This window comes from Corynebacterium sp. A21, from assembly GCF_052266655.1.
In the GTDB taxonomy this organism is placed as follows: Bacteria; Actinomycetota; Actinomycetes; order Mycobacteriales; family Mycobacteriaceae; genus Corynebacterium.
In genome coordinates this window covers 322668-339875 of the sequence record NZ_JBQPQY010000003.1, presented here as the reverse complement: position 1 = coordinate 339875, position 17208 = coordinate 322668, and the positions used below count along the sequence as shown (strand labels likewise).

At 60.5% G+C, this 17208-nt stretch carries 15 protein-coding genes; 8 read left to right on the top strand and 7 right to left on the bottom strand.

The genetic code is table 11. The features are described 5' to 3' along the window. Positions 1 to 69: 69 nt before the first annotated feature. The gene (locus tag ACTU46_RS07930) at positions 70 to 1188 is read left to right on the top strand and encodes a YncE family protein (RefSeq protein ID WP_443380711.1); all 1119 of its coding nucleotides are present in this window, start codon (positions 70 to 72) and stop codon (positions 1186 to 1188) included. A 235-nt stretch (positions 1189 to 1423) separates the two neighbouring features. Here the strand turns inward: ACTU46_RS07930 and ACTU46_RS07925 are convergent, their stop codons facing one another. The 5 genes from ACTU46_RS07925 to ACTU46_RS07905 all read right to left on the bottom strand — a co-directional run bounded on the left by ACTU46_RS07925 (position 1424) and on the right by ACTU46_RS07905 (position 6743). After that, complete coding sequence (locus ACTU46_RS07925; protein WP_443380710.1) at positions 1424 to 2518, bottom strand: HigA family addiction module antitoxin; 1095 nt, start codon at positions 2516 to 2518, stop codon at positions 1424 to 1426. Positions 2519 to 2541: 23 nt separating this feature from the next. Next, complete coding sequence (locus ACTU46_RS07920; protein ID WP_443380709.1) at positions 2542 to 2868, bottom strand: hypothetical protein; 327 nt, start codon at positions 2866 to 2868, stop codon at positions 2542 to 2544. A 260-nt stretch (positions 2869 to 3128) separates the two neighbouring features. Beyond that, complete coding sequence (locus ACTU46_RS07915; protein ID WP_443380708.1) at positions 3129 to 3686, bottom strand: TetR/AcrR family transcriptional regulator; 558 nt, start codon at positions 3684 to 3686, stop codon at positions 3129 to 3131. Positions 3687 to 3875: 189 nt separating this feature from the next. Continuing rightward, a complete protein-coding gene (locus ACTU46_RS07910; RefSeq protein ID WP_443380707.1) occupies positions 3876 to 5369 on the bottom strand; it encodes an MFS transporter in 1494 nt (497 codons plus the stop codon). A 273-nt stretch (positions 5370 to 5642) separates the two neighbouring features. Then, positions 5643 to 6743 (bottom strand): YPDG domain-containing protein, encoded by a 1101-nt coding sequence (locus ACTU46_RS07905; protein WP_443380706.1) that lies wholly within the window; start codon positions 6741 to 6743, stop codon positions 5643 to 5645. 196 nt (positions 6744 to 6939) lie between these two features. Between ACTU46_RS07905 and ACTU46_RS07900 the strand changes: the two genes are divergently transcribed. Further along, entirely contained in the window at positions 6940 to 7908 is a 969-nt protein-coding gene (locus tag ACTU46_RS07900; protein ID WP_443380705.1) for a Sir2 family NAD-dependent protein deacetylase, read from the top strand. A 47-nt stretch (positions 7909 to 7955) separates the two neighbouring features. On the opposite strand, the gene ACTU46_RS07895 is transcribed toward ACTU46_RS07900, so the two are convergent. Together ACTU46_RS07895 and ACTU46_RS07890 are read right to left on the bottom strand one after the other, a co-directional pair. Continuing rightward, on the bottom strand, positions 7956 to 9134 hold the full coding sequence (locus ACTU46_RS07895; protein WP_443380753.1) for an MFS transporter: 1179 nt from the start codon (positions 9132 to 9134) through the stop codon (positions 7956 to 7958). 99 nt (positions 9135 to 9233) lie between these two features. Next, positions 9234 to 10253 (bottom strand): esterase/lipase family protein, encoded by a 1020-nt coding sequence (locus ACTU46_RS07890; protein WP_443380704.1) that lies wholly within the window; start codon positions 10251 to 10253, stop codon positions 9234 to 9236. A gap of 107 nt (positions 10254 to 10360) precedes the next feature. Here ACTU46_RS07890 and amn point away from each other — a divergent pair, with 107 nt between their 5' ends. The 6 genes from amn to ACTU46_RS07860 all read left to right on the top strand — a co-directional run bounded on the left by amn (position 10361) and on the right by ACTU46_RS07860 (position 17186). Continuing rightward, positions 10361 to 11788: an AMP nucleosidase gene (amn, locus tag ACTU46_RS07885; protein WP_443380703.1), complete on the top strand. Its 1428-nt coding sequence runs from the start codon at positions 10361 to 10363 to the stop codon at positions 11786 to 11788. A gap of 298 nt (positions 11789 to 12086) precedes the next feature. Next, complete coding sequence (locus tag ACTU46_RS07880; RefSeq protein ID WP_443380702.1) at positions 12087 to 13064, top strand: RNase H family protein; 978 nt, start codon at positions 12087 to 12089, stop codon at positions 13062 to 13064. Between the two features lie 84 nt (positions 13065 to 13148). Next, the gene (locus ACTU46_RS07875; RefSeq protein ID WP_443380701.1) at positions 13149 to 14174 is read left to right on the top strand and encodes an LLM class flavin-dependent oxidoreductase; all 1026 of its coding nucleotides are present in this window, start codon (positions 13149 to 13151) and stop codon (positions 14172 to 14174) included. A 205-nt stretch (positions 14175 to 14379) separates the two neighbouring features. Beyond that, complete coding sequence (locus ACTU46_RS07870; protein ID WP_443380700.1) at positions 14380 to 15423, top strand: fatty acid desaturase family protein; 1044 nt, start codon at positions 14380 to 14382, stop codon at positions 15421 to 15423. A gap of 51 nt (positions 15424 to 15474) precedes the next feature. Continuing rightward, positions 15475 to 15705: a ferredoxin gene (locus ACTU46_RS07865; protein WP_443380699.1), complete on the top strand. Its 231-nt coding sequence runs from the start codon at positions 15475 to 15477 to the stop codon at positions 15703 to 15705. Between the two features lie 89 nt (positions 15706 to 15794). Next, positions 15795 to 17186 (top strand): AI-2E family transporter, encoded by a 1392-nt coding sequence (locus ACTU46_RS07860; protein WP_443380698.1) that lies wholly within the window; start codon positions 15795 to 15797, stop codon positions 17184 to 17186. Positions 17187 to 17208: the final 22 nt, after the last annotated feature.

Sequence of the window (17208 nt, the reverse complement as noted above, 5' to 3'; positions counted from 1 at the left end):
AGTCCTAGTTTTTAATGCCGGTCAAAAGACCAAACCAACTACTCAAAAACACCCCTACCAAGGAGCCCCATGAGCCCCAACCGACTCCACCGCAGCCTCTCAGTTGCTGCGCTTCTCACCGGACTGGTTACCCTCACCGCGTGCACTCAAACCGTGGCAGAGTCGCCAGAACCCTCCACCACGGTCAATTCCGCGAATGAATGGGATGAGAAGCTCATCGAGGGTCCCCATAAGCCGGAGGACCTGATCCAGTTGTCCTCCGGGACGGTATTCCTCAGCGGAATGGCAGAAAATCCCGGCGATGCTGATGGTGGAGCAGGAAGCCTCCACACGATGAACCCGGATACCGGGCAATTGACGAATATCTGGTCGCAATCCACTATCGATGTCGCGCATGACATGGGTAAGTTCGGTGAATGCCCTGGTTCCTTGGATCCCGCTGTTGCTTCGCCCCATGGTCTCGGAACCGAAACCGCCGAAGACGGTACGGAATACCTGTACGTGGTTAACCACGGTGGTCGTGAAAGCATCGAGGTATTCGAGGTCAACGGTGGAAACACCGACACCCGACTCACCTGGGTGGGATGTTCGATTCTCTCCGAGGGAAGCATGGGCAACGGAGTGGTCGCAGACCCGAGTGGTGATGGCTTTTATGTGACTAATTTCCTGGATCCGGCTGATATGGAGGGGAACTTCGAAAAGGCCTTTGCCAATGAGCCCACCGGAGAAGTTCTGCACTGGACTCCCGAATCAGGGTGGGCCACAGTTCCGGGCTCAGAAATGTCCACTCCTAATGGAATAGCAGTCTCTGAGGACGGAAAGTCACTATATGTAGCCTCCTGGGGTGGTCGAGAACTCGTTGAATTGGATATGGCCACCGGTGAGCAACTAAATTCCGTGGCGCTGGAATTCATGCCGGACAACCTTCGCTTCATGGCAGATGGTCGACTGCTGGTCACCGGTCAGGTCATTGATAGTTTCGATACATTCATGGGATATGAGTTCGGTGAACTGCAGCCCGAGGAGCGCTATGACGTATATGCCCTTTCGACGGATTCATTCACCGTTGAGCCGGTTGCTGAGGGCAACATTGCCGGATTCGGTAATCCCACCACTGCCCTTGAGGTAGGTGAGCGCATCTTTGTGGGAAGCGTCGCGGGGGACAAGATCCTCCAGCTCGAACGGTGAATGCTGCCTCGGCTTGATGCGCGGTACTTAGCCTTCTACCCGGGAGCAGTCCCTGTCTGAGAGATTTGTGATGCCGGAGATCCATCGCAGGTGACTGTGCGATGTTCGGGCGACAGTGTCAACCTACAAGAAGTCCTTGCTTTCCTTTTAGGGGAAGCGGGGACTTCTTGTGTTCCCGCGTCAGTGTCTCACCCGGATCTGAGTGACAAAGCTACTGGTCCCGTGATGTCTCAGACTATGAGGGCAGCTTAAATGTGCGGATCTTGTCACGACCCCATCGGTGATCTTTGAGATCTAGGTGATGCATGCGTCCAATAATGATGCCAACGCTCACGCCAGCCTCGCGGGCAAGTTCCTCGGCGGCATCTTTTGAATGAATCTGACTGAGAGCTTCGTGGTATTCAGGGTTCAAGAGATGAGCAGAAGCCCAGTCATTTGCGTTTTTCTCCCTGTCGTCCTTTGGTGAGGTGACGCCCTCTTCGGTGTCTATCAGGGGCGCGGAAATGTCATCATGGAGTACATGGGCGATTTCATGGAAGAGTGTGAACCAGAAGTTATCTTCCCGGTGAAAGCGATCCGTCACGCAAATGATGGGGTTGCCATTCTGCATAAAGGAAGCTCCATTCACTCGTGCTCCCGGAATATCCTTTAATGCCACGAACCCAACGCCGCACTTGGCTAACTCTCGCGAAACTTCGCTGACGAAACTATCCGGTTCCTTCAGAGTTAGGTCTCGAAGGACGGGAATCTTATCGCGGAGGAGGTCTGCGGAGAATTCGCTCAGAGAATATGCAGATTCTTGGGCAAGATTTTCTGCCAAGAGTAGCCAGGAACCAAGTGCACCGTTCTTAACGTCATATGCAGTGCTTTGCCGATAGGCAACGGAAGTCTGCTGGGCTAGAGAAATTTTCAGACCGGGCGTTGAAGCAACTCTAAACTTCTGAAATATCTCCCGAACCAGGTCTTCGGCCTTGCGCCAGCTGCCAGTGATAATTCCGGCTTTTCTCAAGGGTGCGAGACAGTCAGCGGGGAAGAGGGACTTGACGGTGGAGATGTCTTCTTGGGAAATGGTGATCTTTTTGGTTCGAGCATCAAATTTAGCTTGGTGAACCAACCAGAACTCAGCGGAAATTCCCGTCGTAAGTTCCAGCCGACAGGCAAAGTCGGGGGAAATACTGTTATGCCCGTTGATGACTCGGCTGAGGTGCTTATTTGAGCAGCCGAGCTTGGCTGCCAGTTCATGCTGACTGACAGGGTTGTCTTCGATCCATTCCTCGAGGTAGGTTCCGGGGTGGAGAAGAGGTGCTGGTCTCGTGGGCATGACGGACATCGCGATCCTCCTTTCGATTCTGGTTAGTGGGTGTCTTTAATCTCGATGATGATCACTGAAGTGGTATCGCCTAATGGGCCGGTGGGTGGAGCAAGAAGGATCCTGAGGGATCCGGTCAGATCGCCCGAAATCTTCCCGGTATCGATGCCGCCGTCGCGACCATCCAAGACGTGCCAGCGGCCGGGCCCTTGAGCACCTAGGCGGAGGAGTTCTGCAACGTTGTCATAGTTGGCGATTTCATTGAGTCTCCGGTCTCGCTTTTTGGTGGCGCTTTTGCCGAATCTTTTGGTGAAGAGCCGATCGTCCTCGAAGAGGGCACGAGTGCGTTCATCGGCATATCTGTATTCCAATTAATTACCTACTAGGTGATCATAACAGGTCAAGGGGGTAATGAATAGGGGAAAATTGAGAAAGGAACTCTTCAGGGTGGAGCGTGATGTCCTGTTTAGATTGGAGCAGGTCATCCTGATTATGTTGATTCGGCCCGGGGAAGCATGATGGTGCTTCCTAGGCTGGGGGTCGCGCCATCAGATTAACATTGCCCGAGGTTATGATGGGAATGTATTTGCTAATTATTGGCCGGAAATACCTTGATGACCCGCCCCAACCCTCAGTCAAACAACGCCAGCCACTGTCGAGCGATCGCCCGGTGTACTAATTCCTCATTGATCGTCTGGTTGCGGACATAGAGGAAGTAGAAGTTGCGATCCATGCTCATCAGCGCGGTGAGGAACTGCACCCGGCGTTCCTCGTTCCCGGCGAGTTCCGGGATGGTGGAACTGAGGCGGCGCATCATATTCAGCCACTCATCGGCCACTGCCTGGTCTTCGGCCATGGCCTGCTCCATGGATGAGAAGTCCACGGCATGTGCCAGCCACATCTCCCGCATGACTCCCAGCCATTCGATGATGGCTTCCAGCGTGTGCTCGGGGAGAGCGAAGACACCGCTGATCGGGGTGCGGATCTCCGGCTCAATCTCCCGCATTTTGGCCAGCATGATGTCCGGTTTATTGCGGAAATGCAGGTACAGGTTCGCCCGGCTGCCATTGGCTCGTCGGGCGATCTGGTTCATGCTGGTAGCGCCGTAGCCCTGCTCCTGGAAGAGTTCATAGGCGGCATCGATGAACCGCTGGCGCGTGTGCGCCGCTTTCTGGTCCTTGAGATTCACCTTTTCGCCCCCGACCTTGATCCTGCAGTGCTTTTGGTCAGGGTACTTCAGGATGGGAGAACGAGGTGGCGGGGGTATGTCTGTGATGGAGAGAAAATCATGGCAGGGAAACACAACTGACTGAACTCCGCGCGGAAGAGACGGCAGTTCAGTCAGATATGGAACGTGAGATTTCAGGAGCGGTGCTGATTAGTGCGCGGCCACCTCGGCGATCGGCTTCCGGTGGGTGATCAGCACCCCGGCGACCACCGCGACCAGGCCGAACCCGGCCGCCACGAAGTAGCCCATGGTGAAGGCCTCCGGCAGCGGCATGCCCTCCGGGGTGGAGTTGCCGGACATGATGGCGGAGAACAGGGCGACGCCGATCGAGGACATGGCGAGCGCGACCGCGACATAGACGGAGGCGGTGCCGGCACCCTTGCCGTGCGCCGCTTCAATCGCGATGACAGAAACCGCGGCGGTGAGCAGCGTGGTGTACGCGATGCCGTAGACGAAGATGCCCAGCACCATCGCCCACACCGTGGAATGGTTCAGGGCCAACCAGATGAAGGACAGTGCCATAGCCGCACCGGAGAGAATGATCGCGCCACGAGGGGAACGGCCGAGTGCCTTCGGAGCGATGCGGGTGGCGATGATCCCGGCGAAAGTCATCGCGAGGAAGACAAAGGATGCCAGCAGCGGGGTCAGCCCGAAGCCAAAGGCGATCGGCGCGCCGGGGATCTGCAGCAGCCCCATGGTGAAGTTGAACAGCAGCATGCCGCAGACCCCGAGGGTGATGAAGATGGCATAAGCCGGGCCGAGGCGTCGGCTGAAGATGTCGCTGACCGGCAGTAGCGGGCTGGGCGTCTTGGACTCCCAGATCAGCGAAGCAATGAGCAGTGCGACGCCCAGGAGAACCGTACCGATGGTCAGCGCGGAGAACACTCCCCAGACGGTGGACTGCGAAATACCGACGCACAGGGCGGTCAACCCGAGCCCCATCAGCGCCACGCCCGCGACGTCGAGACGCTCGCTCACACCGGCGAGACGCGCCTTGGCGCGGCGGTGCACGGCGTCGGAATCGAAGCCCCATCGGTAGAACCCGATCGCACTGATCACGGTGAGAGCCGCTCCAACCCAGAACGCATCGCGCCAGGTGCCGCCGATGGCGAGCAGCGCGCCACCGAGGGCGAAGCCGAAGAAGACGCCCACGGCCTGCCCGCCGGCAATGATGGCAACTGCTTTGCGACGGTCGCCCGGGCTGAGGCGGTCTGCCATGATACCCACGCACAGTGCCTGGCCCGCCATGATGCCGGTCAGTGCCCGACCAATCATGAGGATGGCGAAGCTCGGCGCGAGGGCGGAGATGAGGTAACCGGCGGTAATACCGACCAGGCTGAGATACATCAGCCGACGGTGGCCGAACACATCACCGGCCTTCGCCAGAATTGGGATGGTGGCGGCCCCGAAGAGGGTGGTGCTCAGGAGTGCCCACGCGGTCTGGCCAGGTGTGAGGCTCAGTGACTCTCCCATCGATGCATAGAGCGGGATCGCCATCATCGTGCCGATCTCATTGAGCATCTGGAGCAGGGAGAAGGTCAATGCCATGGAGAGTCCGGCATTGCGCCAGTTGAGGATCGCGCCGGGCTTCGCTGGGGTGGCGCCCCGGGTCGGGGCGGTGGGGTGAGTCGTCGTCTGGACCATAATTCCTCGCAGATTTAAGGGAGTGACTCAGCTGCCACTCATGGGAGAATTATGATCTAGTTCACCAATATGGACAAGTGTCCAGTGAAAATAATTTTGAGCGGGTGTGGGATTTCTGGACATGTGTCCAGTTTTCGCAGTTCAGGCCATGCTCATCTCTTTTGGAGGGTGGGGTGGTGAGAAGCGCAGAGTGCCCCCGCGCACTGGTGGAAATTGTGCGCGGGGGCTGGATCCGAGACTGATTAACCGCAGTTGAATGCGGGTGGGCGGAGTTTAGCTGGAGCCGAAGGAACTGCCGCCAGCCTTGATCGGCTTCTCGATCGGGTTGGGATCTTCGTCCTTGGGATCTTCCACTGCCTTGGCCTTGGCGGTGATGTTTGTGCCGGTGGGTTCGGTGGTGCCGTCGGGGTAGGTGACGGTCAGGTTGATCTGGACTGCTCCGTCGGCATCTGCCGGGGCGGTGGCGGTGAGTTCGCCTGCGGTGGTGACCTGGAAAGTCCAGCCTGCGGTGATCAGTGCCGCGTTGTCGGCAAGGGTGATGGTGGTGCCTTCGGGAAGGGTGGTTTCCTTCGGGGTGATGGTGACGGATTTACCGCCGGTGAGGGTAGCGGCAGCGTAGGTCACGTCGTGAAGCTCAGCGTCGAGTGGTTTTGCTTCCACGGATACGATCGCGGAGGAGGACTCGGAAGTGCCATCGGAATAGGTGACCAGAATGGGTAGGGTCACCTCGCCTTCAGCGTCTTCAGGGGCAGCGATGGTGAGTGTGCCGTCTTGAGCCATGTCAAGGGTCCATCCGGCTGTGCGAAGGTTGCCCAGTTCGGGGAGGTTTACCAGTGAAATCTTGATATCTTCGGGCAGATTCGTCGCTAATGGCTGAGTAATTGTGGTCTCGCCAGGAGCTATTTTCATGGCCGGATATTCAACGGAGTAGGAGTCATTCTGGGGTGGGATGTAGGTAAGCTTCGCCGTGATGATCTCTGCGGATCCATCCGGATAGATAACGGTGATGCGAGGCGTGATCGTGGTGCCGGTGGGTGGAACCGTTATGTTGGAAAAGCTCCAGTCGGTGAATGCGAGGGATCCGTCACCGCTTTCGCTGAGTGCAACATAGAGGCCCTTTTCCACGCCGTAATTGGCGTCAGTGTGGTCTGTGAGGAGGAACTTGGTGCCAGCGGGTAGTCCGGTAGCGGAGTATAGATATGCCGAGTTGATAATCCGGCTGTGGCCCACAACGTCTTTGTAGTAAGGCTCATACTGCTCCGCCATCGTCTGCTCAGCGGCGATGACCGTCGGGGAAACCACTGCAGCGGTCGCGATTGCGCCGCCGCTTACTGCTGCGGCTGTTAGCAGTGACAGCATCTTCTTAGAAATCACGAGAGGAAGGCTCCTTGGTAAAGGGTCAAGCAGGAATCCACACAGGGAATATGTGCGACAGCTGTTAATGGTATTGCTTAGGCCTGACATGAAAATGAGTTAGGGTGAACAACTATTCGAATCACAAGCTCAACAGATCAAATACAACTCCATAATCTGCCCGCCACGAACTAGGTTGGGCAGTGTGAAATCCCGAGTGACATCCAGCGATATTTCAGCAGCGGTCCCTGACGGACAATTCCCTGACCCCGCCATCAACGAGGCTCACCGGTCTGCGCTGCGCTCCATCGCCCGGGTGGTGGAAGAGACCGTTGAACCCACCCCTCCGGCGCAGGCTCTGGCACAGATCAAGGCACAGCTCGACAAGGGCCCCGCCCTGGCGCTCACCGGTGCGGGTGTCTCCACTGATTCCGGGATCCCGGATTATCGGAGTCCGCACGGACGGCTGACCCAGCACCGTCCCATGACCTACCAGGAGTTCCTGCATGACCCGGCGGCGTCGCAACGCTACTGGGCCCGTGCCTTCGTGGGGTGGCGCCGGATGACGGGGATGAAACCGAACCGAACGCACTTCGCCCTCGTCGAGCTGGAGAAAGCTGGTTTTATCAACGGTGTGGTCACCCAGAATGTCGATGGCCTGCACCGCGATGCCGGCACGAAGAATGTCGTCCATCTGCACGGGGACATGCAGTCGGTGGTGTGCCTGGATTGTGGCACTTCAGAGGATCGTCGGCATTTCGATGAACGTCTCAGTATCGCCAACCCGCATTATCTGGCGAGCATCGAGCTCAGGCCGCAGATGATCAACCCGGATGGCGATGTCAGCTTGGCCGATGTCGACATCGCCCGCTTCCGGATGATTCCTTGTCTGAACTGTGGCTCCTTGAGGCTCAAGCCAGATGTGGTCTACTTCGGTGAGAATGTGCCGCCGGCGCGTAAGGAAGCCACGGAGCAGCTGCTCAATGACGCTGCGTCCGTCCTCGTCGCGGGTTCTTCGCTGGCCGTGATGAGTGGTTATCGGATCGTCTTGGACGCGCTCAAGCAGGGCAAGCCGGTCGCGGTGATCAATGGCGGTCCAGGTCGGGCGGACCAGAAGGTGGACACGCTGTGGCGGACCCGCGTCGCCCCGGCCTTCGATGAGCTTCTCGACGCCCTGGACCTGTAGCGCTCCCGAATGCCGGGGCGGGGCGTCGATAAGCATTCCCCGCAGCGCTAATGAAACAGCGTGCTTCGGCTCAGTTGCACCCACCGGATCAGCGCGCAGAGTACCGCGAAACCAGCCAGGATCAGCAGCGGGAGAGAGGCTCCCAGCGTGGGGAGAATTGCTTCGAGTAGCACTGGAAGGCCAAATCCGAGGTAGGCGACCACATAGAAAATGCCGATGGCGGACCCGCGTCGACTGGGTGGGCTGAGTGTGCCGATATCGCTCAACCCCTGTTGCAGGCACAGGCCATAGGCGGTGCCCAAGAGGATGGAACCTGCGAAGAACACCCACAGTGGGGGAGCGGCCCCACCGAAACTGGCCAGAGCCATTCCGGCGGCGGCACAGAGGGCGCCTGCGATTCCGGCCCCTGGCCCCCAGTTGTAGCGGCGGCCCAGCATCTGGACCCCCAGCCCGGAGCTGAAGGTGAAGATGGCGGCGATGCCCGGCAGCAGGAGTCCGGAGCTGAAGTGTCCGGCCACCCGGCTGGCCAGGACCACGAAGGCGGTGGTAGCCGTGCTGAACACCCACAGTCCCACCGGTAGGGCAGCGAGCAGGGCCCGCCCGAGGCTACGGGGCGTCGGGGTTTTTCCGCCAGCGTCACCCGTTGCGGGTGCCGGGGTGCCGCTTATCGACGCCGCGTCTCCCAGCATCCCGGCTAGGGCCACGGTGGCCAGGGAGAACAGAGTACTGAGTGCAAAGGGGAACCACAGTGAGATGCCGGGTGGCAATAGGAAAGCCAGCAGCCCGGAGGCGATCGGACCACCGGCGAAACCAAGGGAGAGGAAGATCCCGGCCAGGGTGGAACCGCCGGGCCCGCGGAGTTGTCCGGCCCAGGCGGTCCCGGCGCTCATGGCCAGACCGACTCCGAGCCCGACCAGGAACCGACCCGTCATGAGACCGGCCCCACTGTGCCACAGCATCAGGCTGAGATTGCCCAGGGCGGCGATCACTCCGCCACTCAGCACCACCGGGCGGGCACCGATCCGATCAGACAGCAGCCCGCCACCGAGCAAGCAGGGCAGGAGTCCCAGTGCGTAGATTCCGTAGGCGCCGTTGAGTAGCACGCTGGAGAGGTGTTGTTGTTCCCGGAGGACCCCGAGCATGGAGGCAAAGTGATTTGCCGCCCATCCGGAGCTCAATAACAACAGGGCGATTGCGATGAAGACTCGCTGTGGGGAACTCCGCAGGGCCATATCCGCCTCTTAGCTCAGTGATCAACAGGACACGTATACCGGGAAACTCTAGGGCCTTTAGAACGCTGGGGCAGGAACATCGCCGGGTCCCGTTTAATCCACCTGTGCCAGTTCTGCCCGGATGATCGCCCGCACCCGCGCGTCCTGGGGGAGGTCGGCATGCAGGATCACCGCCCGGGGATGATGATCCTGGATCCAGATATTCCGGACCGGATTATCGTCCGATGAATCTTCAGCGGGGTAGAGGAAGCAGGTTTCCGGCGGTTGGATCACGGTGTCACCCCGGGTGGCGATGCAGGTGTAGCTCACCCCGGGTTCCAGATCACCGCCCTCATTGATCGCCTCGATGGTGGGGTGTCCGGCCACCTGCTCGAAACCGGATTCCCCGAACCAGCTGCTGACCAGGGAGTTCATGATGCTCTCCGCCATGGAGGTGCGCACCAGCGGGCTGACGATGCCACCCAGGGTCGTGCCGTGGTTCGGTGCTGCCAGGCACACCAGATGGCGTACCTTCGGGGCCCCTCCCAGCAACCGCATCCAGTAGCGGGAGAGGGTGCCGCCCTGGGAATGGCCCACCAGAATAATCTTCGAAGCGCCCGTGACCTGCATGACGACATCGATATAGGCGCTGATCTGGGAGGCGGATTCCGCAATGGAATCGGTGGCCCGGTGGCCGAAATCCGGGGCGAAGACCGCGTAGCCTTCGGCCCGGAGGTCCGCCCCCAGCTCGGTCCAGTCACCTTTGGTGGTGCCGGTGCCATGGATGCAGATCACCGGATAGGGATGGCTTTCCGAGGGTCGCGCCCGCCAGTCGTCCTCGAAGATTCCCTTTGCGCGGATCCGCGCCAGAATCGGCAGCGAGATGGTGGCTGGACTGGCATCCAGCTCATCATCGGGGTCGTTGTCGACGTAGGCCACCACTTCCCGGGCCACCTCTGCGGCTTCCGGGGATCGTCGGCGTCCGCCGCCGGGCAGGATCACCGGGTTGTCGGGGTCGTCGGCCAGCGCGGAGGTGGATTCGATGTCTTCTGGGGCGTGGTGGGGTTTGGGGAGCAGCTTGCCCAGTCTTTCGGAGAGTTCCTGGAGCAGGTCATTCGCTCGCTCCTGTGGCATCTTCAGATCCTTCACTTCAGCTGGGGCACCTTTTAACGGCCAGTCTAGAGATCCCGGCGCTAGGCTGGGGCGCACAAGCCAAGGGATATTTAAGGGGGAGACATCGGATGACTGAACCGAAGCTCACGCAGGTGGAGACCGTCGCCGCGGCCGTCGAGAAGCTCGTGGAGCTCTACGAGGAGTCCGCTCAGTTGGCCCGGGAGGTGCTCAAGAACGGCAATTACGAGGACTACCGGGGGGTGGTCTATCCCAAGGTCGTGGTGGACGTGCTGGAATGGCGTCCGATCTCACGTTCCGAACCCTTCGGCTACGTCAACGAAGCGGGACGTTACTCAGCCACCCTCTCCAAGCCGCATCTGACCCGAGATTACCTCACTGAGCAGCTGGAACGTCTCACCGGAAACTATCCCTGCAAGATCTATGTCGGTCCTTCCGAAACCCGGATTCCGCCGGAGTACCTCCACGATGTCCAGGGTATGACCGAGGCCCGTCGCGCCGGGGACACCGCGGACGCCATTCCGCGCCCGACCCTGGATGAGGTGCATGATGCGATCGTCGATGGCGAATGGGACGCTTTCCACGGGGCGGAGAAGCCGCTGTTCCACTTCGGTCCGCAGCGTTTCGATATCGCCTGCGCCCGCATCCAGCACTACACCGGCATCGATGTGGACACGATGCAGCGCTTCATCCTCTTCACCAACTACGCCATGCACACCACGGAGTTCGTGCGGTTCGGGCTGCGCGAACTGCGCGAAGCGGACTCCCGGTACACCGCGCTGATCCTGCCGAACGGGCAGAAGATCACCACTGCTGAGGCCACCGCGATCGATCTGGACCAGCTCAACCTCGATTCCCGTTTCCAGATGCCGCGTTATGACCTCTGCACCGAAGACGGCTACGGCATCACCATGATCAACATCGGCGTCGGACCCTCGAACGCCAAGACCATCACCGATTGCCTCGCGGTGCTGCGCCCCGAAGCCTGGATCATGATCGGCCACTGCGCCGGCCTTGACGGGCGCATGCGCATCGGCGATCTCATCCTCGGCAACGCCTACCAGCGCCAGGACCGGATTCTCGATGGCCGCATCAACCCCGACATCCCGATCCCCGCGGTACCGGAGATCCAGCGTGCCCTGGAGGCCAGCGTCCATGAGATCTACGGCGGCGACAAATCGCTGATGCGCACCGGCACTGTCCTATCCACCGGCGACCGGAACTGGGAATGGCATACCCCGAAGGCCCTGTGGGAGCTGTTCAAGGGTTCGACCGCTGCCGCCGTGGACATGGAATCCTGCGCCCTGGCCGCGAACGGCTACCGCTACCGCATTCCCTACGGCACCTTGCTCAGCGTCTCCGATCTGCCACTTCACGCGGTGCCGAAGCTGCCCGCCCAGGCGCAGGCCTTCTATTCCAACTCCAAGGAGGCGCACGTCATGTGCGCGGTGCGCGCGGTGGAATCCCTGGCCAGCGACCCCGAGCGGCTGCGTACCCGCAAGCTGCGCCGCGCGATGGGCGAGGTGCCTTTCCGGTAGGCGCGGCGCTGGCCGGTGCTTATCGACGCCGCGATCCGGGCGCAGCACTGCGGCCTGGAGCTGGCAGACCCTCCTCACCTGGCACTTTATGGTGATATGTCGATTCGATCGACATATGCCCTGGGATCCAGGCCCCAACCCGCACTGGTACGGCCGTGCCAGTGGGGCGCGGCGTCGATAAGCGGGGGAGCTCTCGCCTGCCTGTTCGCTTGAATGAGGAAACCTCAGTGCGGTGTGTCCGTGCCTGTGGCAATATCCGGGGCAACACCCCAAACCCGCTTCCGTCGAGGAGTCCTTCATGCACGCAGCCGCGTCACCGGCCGAGAACGCCACCCCAGCCCGCCTCATTCATCCGCAGCCTCCGGTTGCGGTGATCCACAGCGGGTTCACCTCCCTGAGCGGTGGCGGTGAGCTGGTGCTTTCGGTGTCGGCAACGGGGCACGGTGCCCAGGCGACCTGGTTCCCCGGCTCGGAAGTGGTGGCCGCCCGCGGGCACATCATCGATGCCTTCCTCGATCTGTGGCAGCAGCATCGGGATACCGGGCTACTCCTTTATATCTCAGACAGCACCGTGCGGGGGCTCCTCAAGGAACAGTTGGATTCCTTCCCGGGCCTGGTGATTCGTGAGGTCATCGCCGGCGAGCGACTCCGGGATACCTGGGATCGGTGTCTCAGCGCCCACCGTGCCGAGGAGCTTTCCCGGGAGCCCGCCCCGGTGGAGAAGCAGCGCCCACCGCTGATGGTGGTCGCCACGGATGCTTCCCGGCAGAAACGTGGGAAATCCACCGGGATCGCTGCGGTGGGTTCGGATGGCCGGGTGCGCATGGGAAGCATGGAGGCACTATCGATTCTCGCCGGAGAGTTTTCCGCCGTGGAGATGGCCCTGAAGAGCTGGGGCCGTGCGGCTGACTGTCTCTGGATTCTCACCGATTCCCAGGCGGTGAGTCATTTCCTCAACGCCCGCATCGGAAGTGGGTGCCGTAAGGGGATGGCCTCCCAGGACGGCTGTCTGCGCAAAATCCGGGAGCTGGAACGGCAGGGGATCGAGGTGCGCATCAGCTGGGTGCGTGGCCATGATGAGCACCTGCTCAATACCTACGCTGACCGGGCGGCGGTCGCTGCGCGACGCTGTGCGGAATTCAAGCTGGCCAATCGCGCGGAGTTCGCTGAGCGCCTGCGAGCGGAACTGCAGGAAGTGCTTCTAGGCGTCCCGGTGGAACAGCTGCGCACCCATCGGATCAGTGCCGGCGAGACCGCGGTGACCGGGGTGCGCTGACGGCACCGGGACGACCTCCCCGGGGGGATCAGGCACCGGTACCAGCAGGAATGAAGTGCAGGTGGAGATGGTTGCCACTGTTGTATGCCTTTGCTCCGAAATACGTTAGGAAACCCAGTTTTGTCTGTGCCGTTGAATATTCTTGATCTGGTTTCCATCTCTGAGGGCTCCACTGCCCGAGAGGCCATTGCCGCCTCGATGGAATCCGCCACGCTCGCTGATCAGCTGGGTTATCGCCGCCTCTGGTTCGCGGAACACCACAACACCCCGAATCTTGCGTCCAGTGCCACGTCTCTGTTGATCTCACAGGCGGCTTCGGTGACTGAGCAGATCCGGCTGGGTTCCGGCGGGGTGATGCTGCCCAACCATGCTCCCTTGATGGTGGCTGAGCAGTACGGCACCCTGGCCAATATGCATGGGGGCCGGATTGACCTGGGTCTGGGACGGGCGCCGGGAACGGATCGGATGACCGCTCAGGCACTGAGCCGTTCCTCGGCTGAGCCGCAGGCCTTTGCCCAGAGCATCTATGACCTGCAGGGATGGTTCGGCGAGACCGGCACCGCCAATAGCTCCCCGATCATTTCGGCTGCCTCGGCTGGCACCGGGGTTCCCATCTGGGTGCTCGGCTCCACCGTCAATGGTGCCTCGATTGCCGGTCAGTTGGGGCTGCCCTTCTCTGTGGCCTCGCATTTCGCGCCTGATCAGATTGATGAGGCCATCGTGGTATACCGGGATTCCTTCACCACGGAGATGCCCACCGCGCAGATCGACAAACCCTATGTGATGGCCGGGATCAACGTCATGGTCGCTGATACCGATGCGGAGGCGGAGCGGGAGTTCACCACCATCGAGCAGATGTTCCTTGATATCCAACAGGGCCAGTCCCGCAAGATCCAGCCACCGGTGGATCCGAGCACTCTCTTGGGGAACAGCAACCCGGATCAGTCCATGCTGCGGATCAAGGCGGTGGGTTCCCCACAGACCGTGAAGACACAGCTGTCGGAGTTCGTGGAGCGTACCGGTGCCGATGAGCTCATCACCGTCACCTACGCCTTTGACCCGGCTGTCCGGAACCGATCGCTGCAGTTGCTGGCGGAGACCTGGTTCTGACCTCAGGATCCTGGACCGGGTTAGCCTGCGCGACTACTCCACGGACTCTTTGGTTGGCCGGTGAGGGTGCTGATCTGTCACCGTTAAAAAGGCTCCTAGCAGCATGAATCGCTCAGATGGTCAACCGGAACGGTTGTCCGTCCCCTGGATCTATGATTGAATTAAGCGAGAAAGTGTGTCTTAGATCACGGGGATGGGAGTCAGGGTGATCGCCAATCCGTACATCGAATCCTTCCTGGAACTAACCGAGAAAGTTCAGGACGCCGGTCTGATGCGGCGGCGCTACGACTTCTACCTCCCGAGAATCCTCTTCTGGACGCTGTCGATCGTGGCCACGCTGGTTGGCGTGGTAATGGTGGGGGAGAGTTGGTACCAACTGATTCTCGCGGCATTCCTGGGGCTGGCGATGTCCCAGCTCGGCTTCCTCAGCCACGAGGCCACCCACCAGGAGATCTTCCAGTCCCGGCGGTGGAATGAGTGGACCGCGCGGGTGGTCGCTGGCCTGTTCATCGGGCTGAGCTACGGCTGGTGGGCGGATAAACATGGTCGGCATCATGCGAATCCCAATAAAGAGCGCACTGATCCAGACGTGGGTTCCGGAGCATTCGCCATGACCCCGGACAACGCTGACCGCCGCACCGGACTGGGTGCCAAACTCGCCCGCTATCAGGGATACTACTTCTTACCGTTGCTGCCCTTCGAGGGATTCTCCCTCCACTTCGACTCCGTACGGACCCTGCTCAAGGCTGAGCGGGTGAAACACCGGTGGATCGAGATCCTCTTGGTCGGATTCCGGCTGATCGGCCTCCCGGTGTTTCTGTTCCTCCTGCTTCCCTTCTGGCTCGCCCTCGCCTTCATTTTTGTCCAGGTGCTGGTGTTCGGCTTTTTACTCGGCGGGGCCTTCGCGGCCAATCACATCGGCATGCCGAGCGTCCCGCACGACATCAAGCTCGACTTTCTGCGTCGGCAGGTGCATATGTCCCGCAATATCCGTGGTGGCCGGGTGGTGAACTTTTTCATGGGCGGTCTGCAGTATCAGATCGAGCACCACCTATTTCCCAAGGTTCCTCGACCGCATCTGCCGATGTTGCAGAAGATGGTCCGGGAACATTGCGCCCGTCATGGCGTCACCTATACCGAGACCACCTTGTTCGGGGCCTTCGCCATCATCATCGCCTATCTCAATCAGGTGGGTCTGAAGAACCGTGACCCCTACACCTGCCCACTGGTCCGCCAATATCGGGGTTGAACCTTCCTGAGCCGAACTGAAATAGCCGGACATACCGAGGATGAGAGCGACATGAAAGTAACCGTCAACCACGATTCCTGCGTTGCCTCAGGTAATTGCGGGTACCTTGCCCCGGAGGTTTTCCGGAATCTGGATGAACACGATGGTTTTGTCAGTCTGCTGAATAAAAATCCGCCGGAATCAGAATGGCCGGCGGTCCGGAAAGCCGAGCGGCTCTGCCCTTCCGGAACGATCTTTATCACTGATGATGCTCCTCAGGATCCCACTGACCCGCCGCATTAAACGCCCCTGCCGGCATCAGTGGCCTACTGACGCAGGCGCCCGCGCAGTGTCTTTTCTGATCGCTCCCACTTGTTTGAGGAGATGCCATCATGACCATCCCGCAAGACTCCACCCCGGACCCGTCCCGGCTACCGCGGGATGCGGTCTCCGGGGAGGAGGGAGCCAGTCACCTCGACGCCACAACCGGTGCCACCCCGCACCTCCCCGATGAATCCACGGTCCGGGAGAAGCATGCAAGCAGCTCGGCGGCGGCAGTTCCGTGGTCGGACACTTTGGGGCAGGCCGCCTCCCGCTGCGCCCAGATCCTGCTCATCGCTGCGGTGTCGGTGGGGGTGGTGTGGCTCCTGGTCCGGGTATCGGTGGTGGTCATCGCCACGCTGCTGGCGCTGATTCTGGCCTCGGCGGTCTACCCCCTGGTGAGATGGTTGGTGGATAAGAAGTGGTCCCGATTGCTGGCGACGATCGCCGCCTTCCTGGGAATCCTGGCGCTGCTCAGTGGGCTGGTCACGGGCATCGTCTTCGCGGTCCGCAGTGAATGGGATGAATTATCCTCATCCGCGGTGGCGGGTTGGCAGGAACTGCAGGATTTCATCATGGACAGCCCGCTGCCCGTTGATACCGCCGCCATCGACACCGCATTGCAGCGGGCCACCGAATTTCTCACCAGTGGCGCTTTCATCGGCAGCGCGCTGACCGGGATCAGCGCTGCGACGGAGGTCATCACTGGCCTGGTGCTCATGATCGTCATCTTGTTCTTCTTCTTGAAGGACGGGCCGAAGATATGGAATTTCACGTTGAGGTGGTTTCATGGCGGAACGCGTGCCAAAGTAGCTGAATCCGGGGACCGAACCATCCAGACCCTCGGCGGTTACGTTCGTGGCACCGCGATCATCGCGGCCGTCGATGCCCTGTTCATCGGGATTCCGCTGGCCTTGCTCGGGGTTCCGCTGGCACTGCCCCTGGCGGCCATCGTATTCGTCGGGGGATTTCTCCCGATCGTGGGTGCCACGGTCGCCGGAATCCTGGCTGCGCTGGTGGCTCTGGTGACCAATGGTCTGGTGATCGCGCTCATCGTGGTCGCCATCGTCATTGCGGTCAACCAGCTTGAGGGCGATCTGCTCCAGCCCGTGGTGATGGGCAGGACGCTGAGTCTGCACGCCATTATCGTGCTGCTGGCCTTGGCGGTGGGAACCATCGTGGGTGGATTCTTCGGGGCGGTGCTCGCCGTTCCCTTGGCAGCGGTGGCGTGGTCGGTGATCCAGGTGTGGAATGACACGTATCAGGTGGGTACGGATCCGGTACTGGGGGAGGACCCGCTAGATCCCAAAGACCGGGTGGATGCGAAGTCGAGTATGGCCGAGCGGTGGAAGTACCAGCAGATGCGTTATCAGCGGAGATTCACCAGGAAGCGCCCCATGAAAAATGAGGCCGCTGAAATGGAAACAGAGGTCGGCGGACGGCAGGATTCAACGCCGGAGTAACCACGCTGTGTTTTCCGGATGT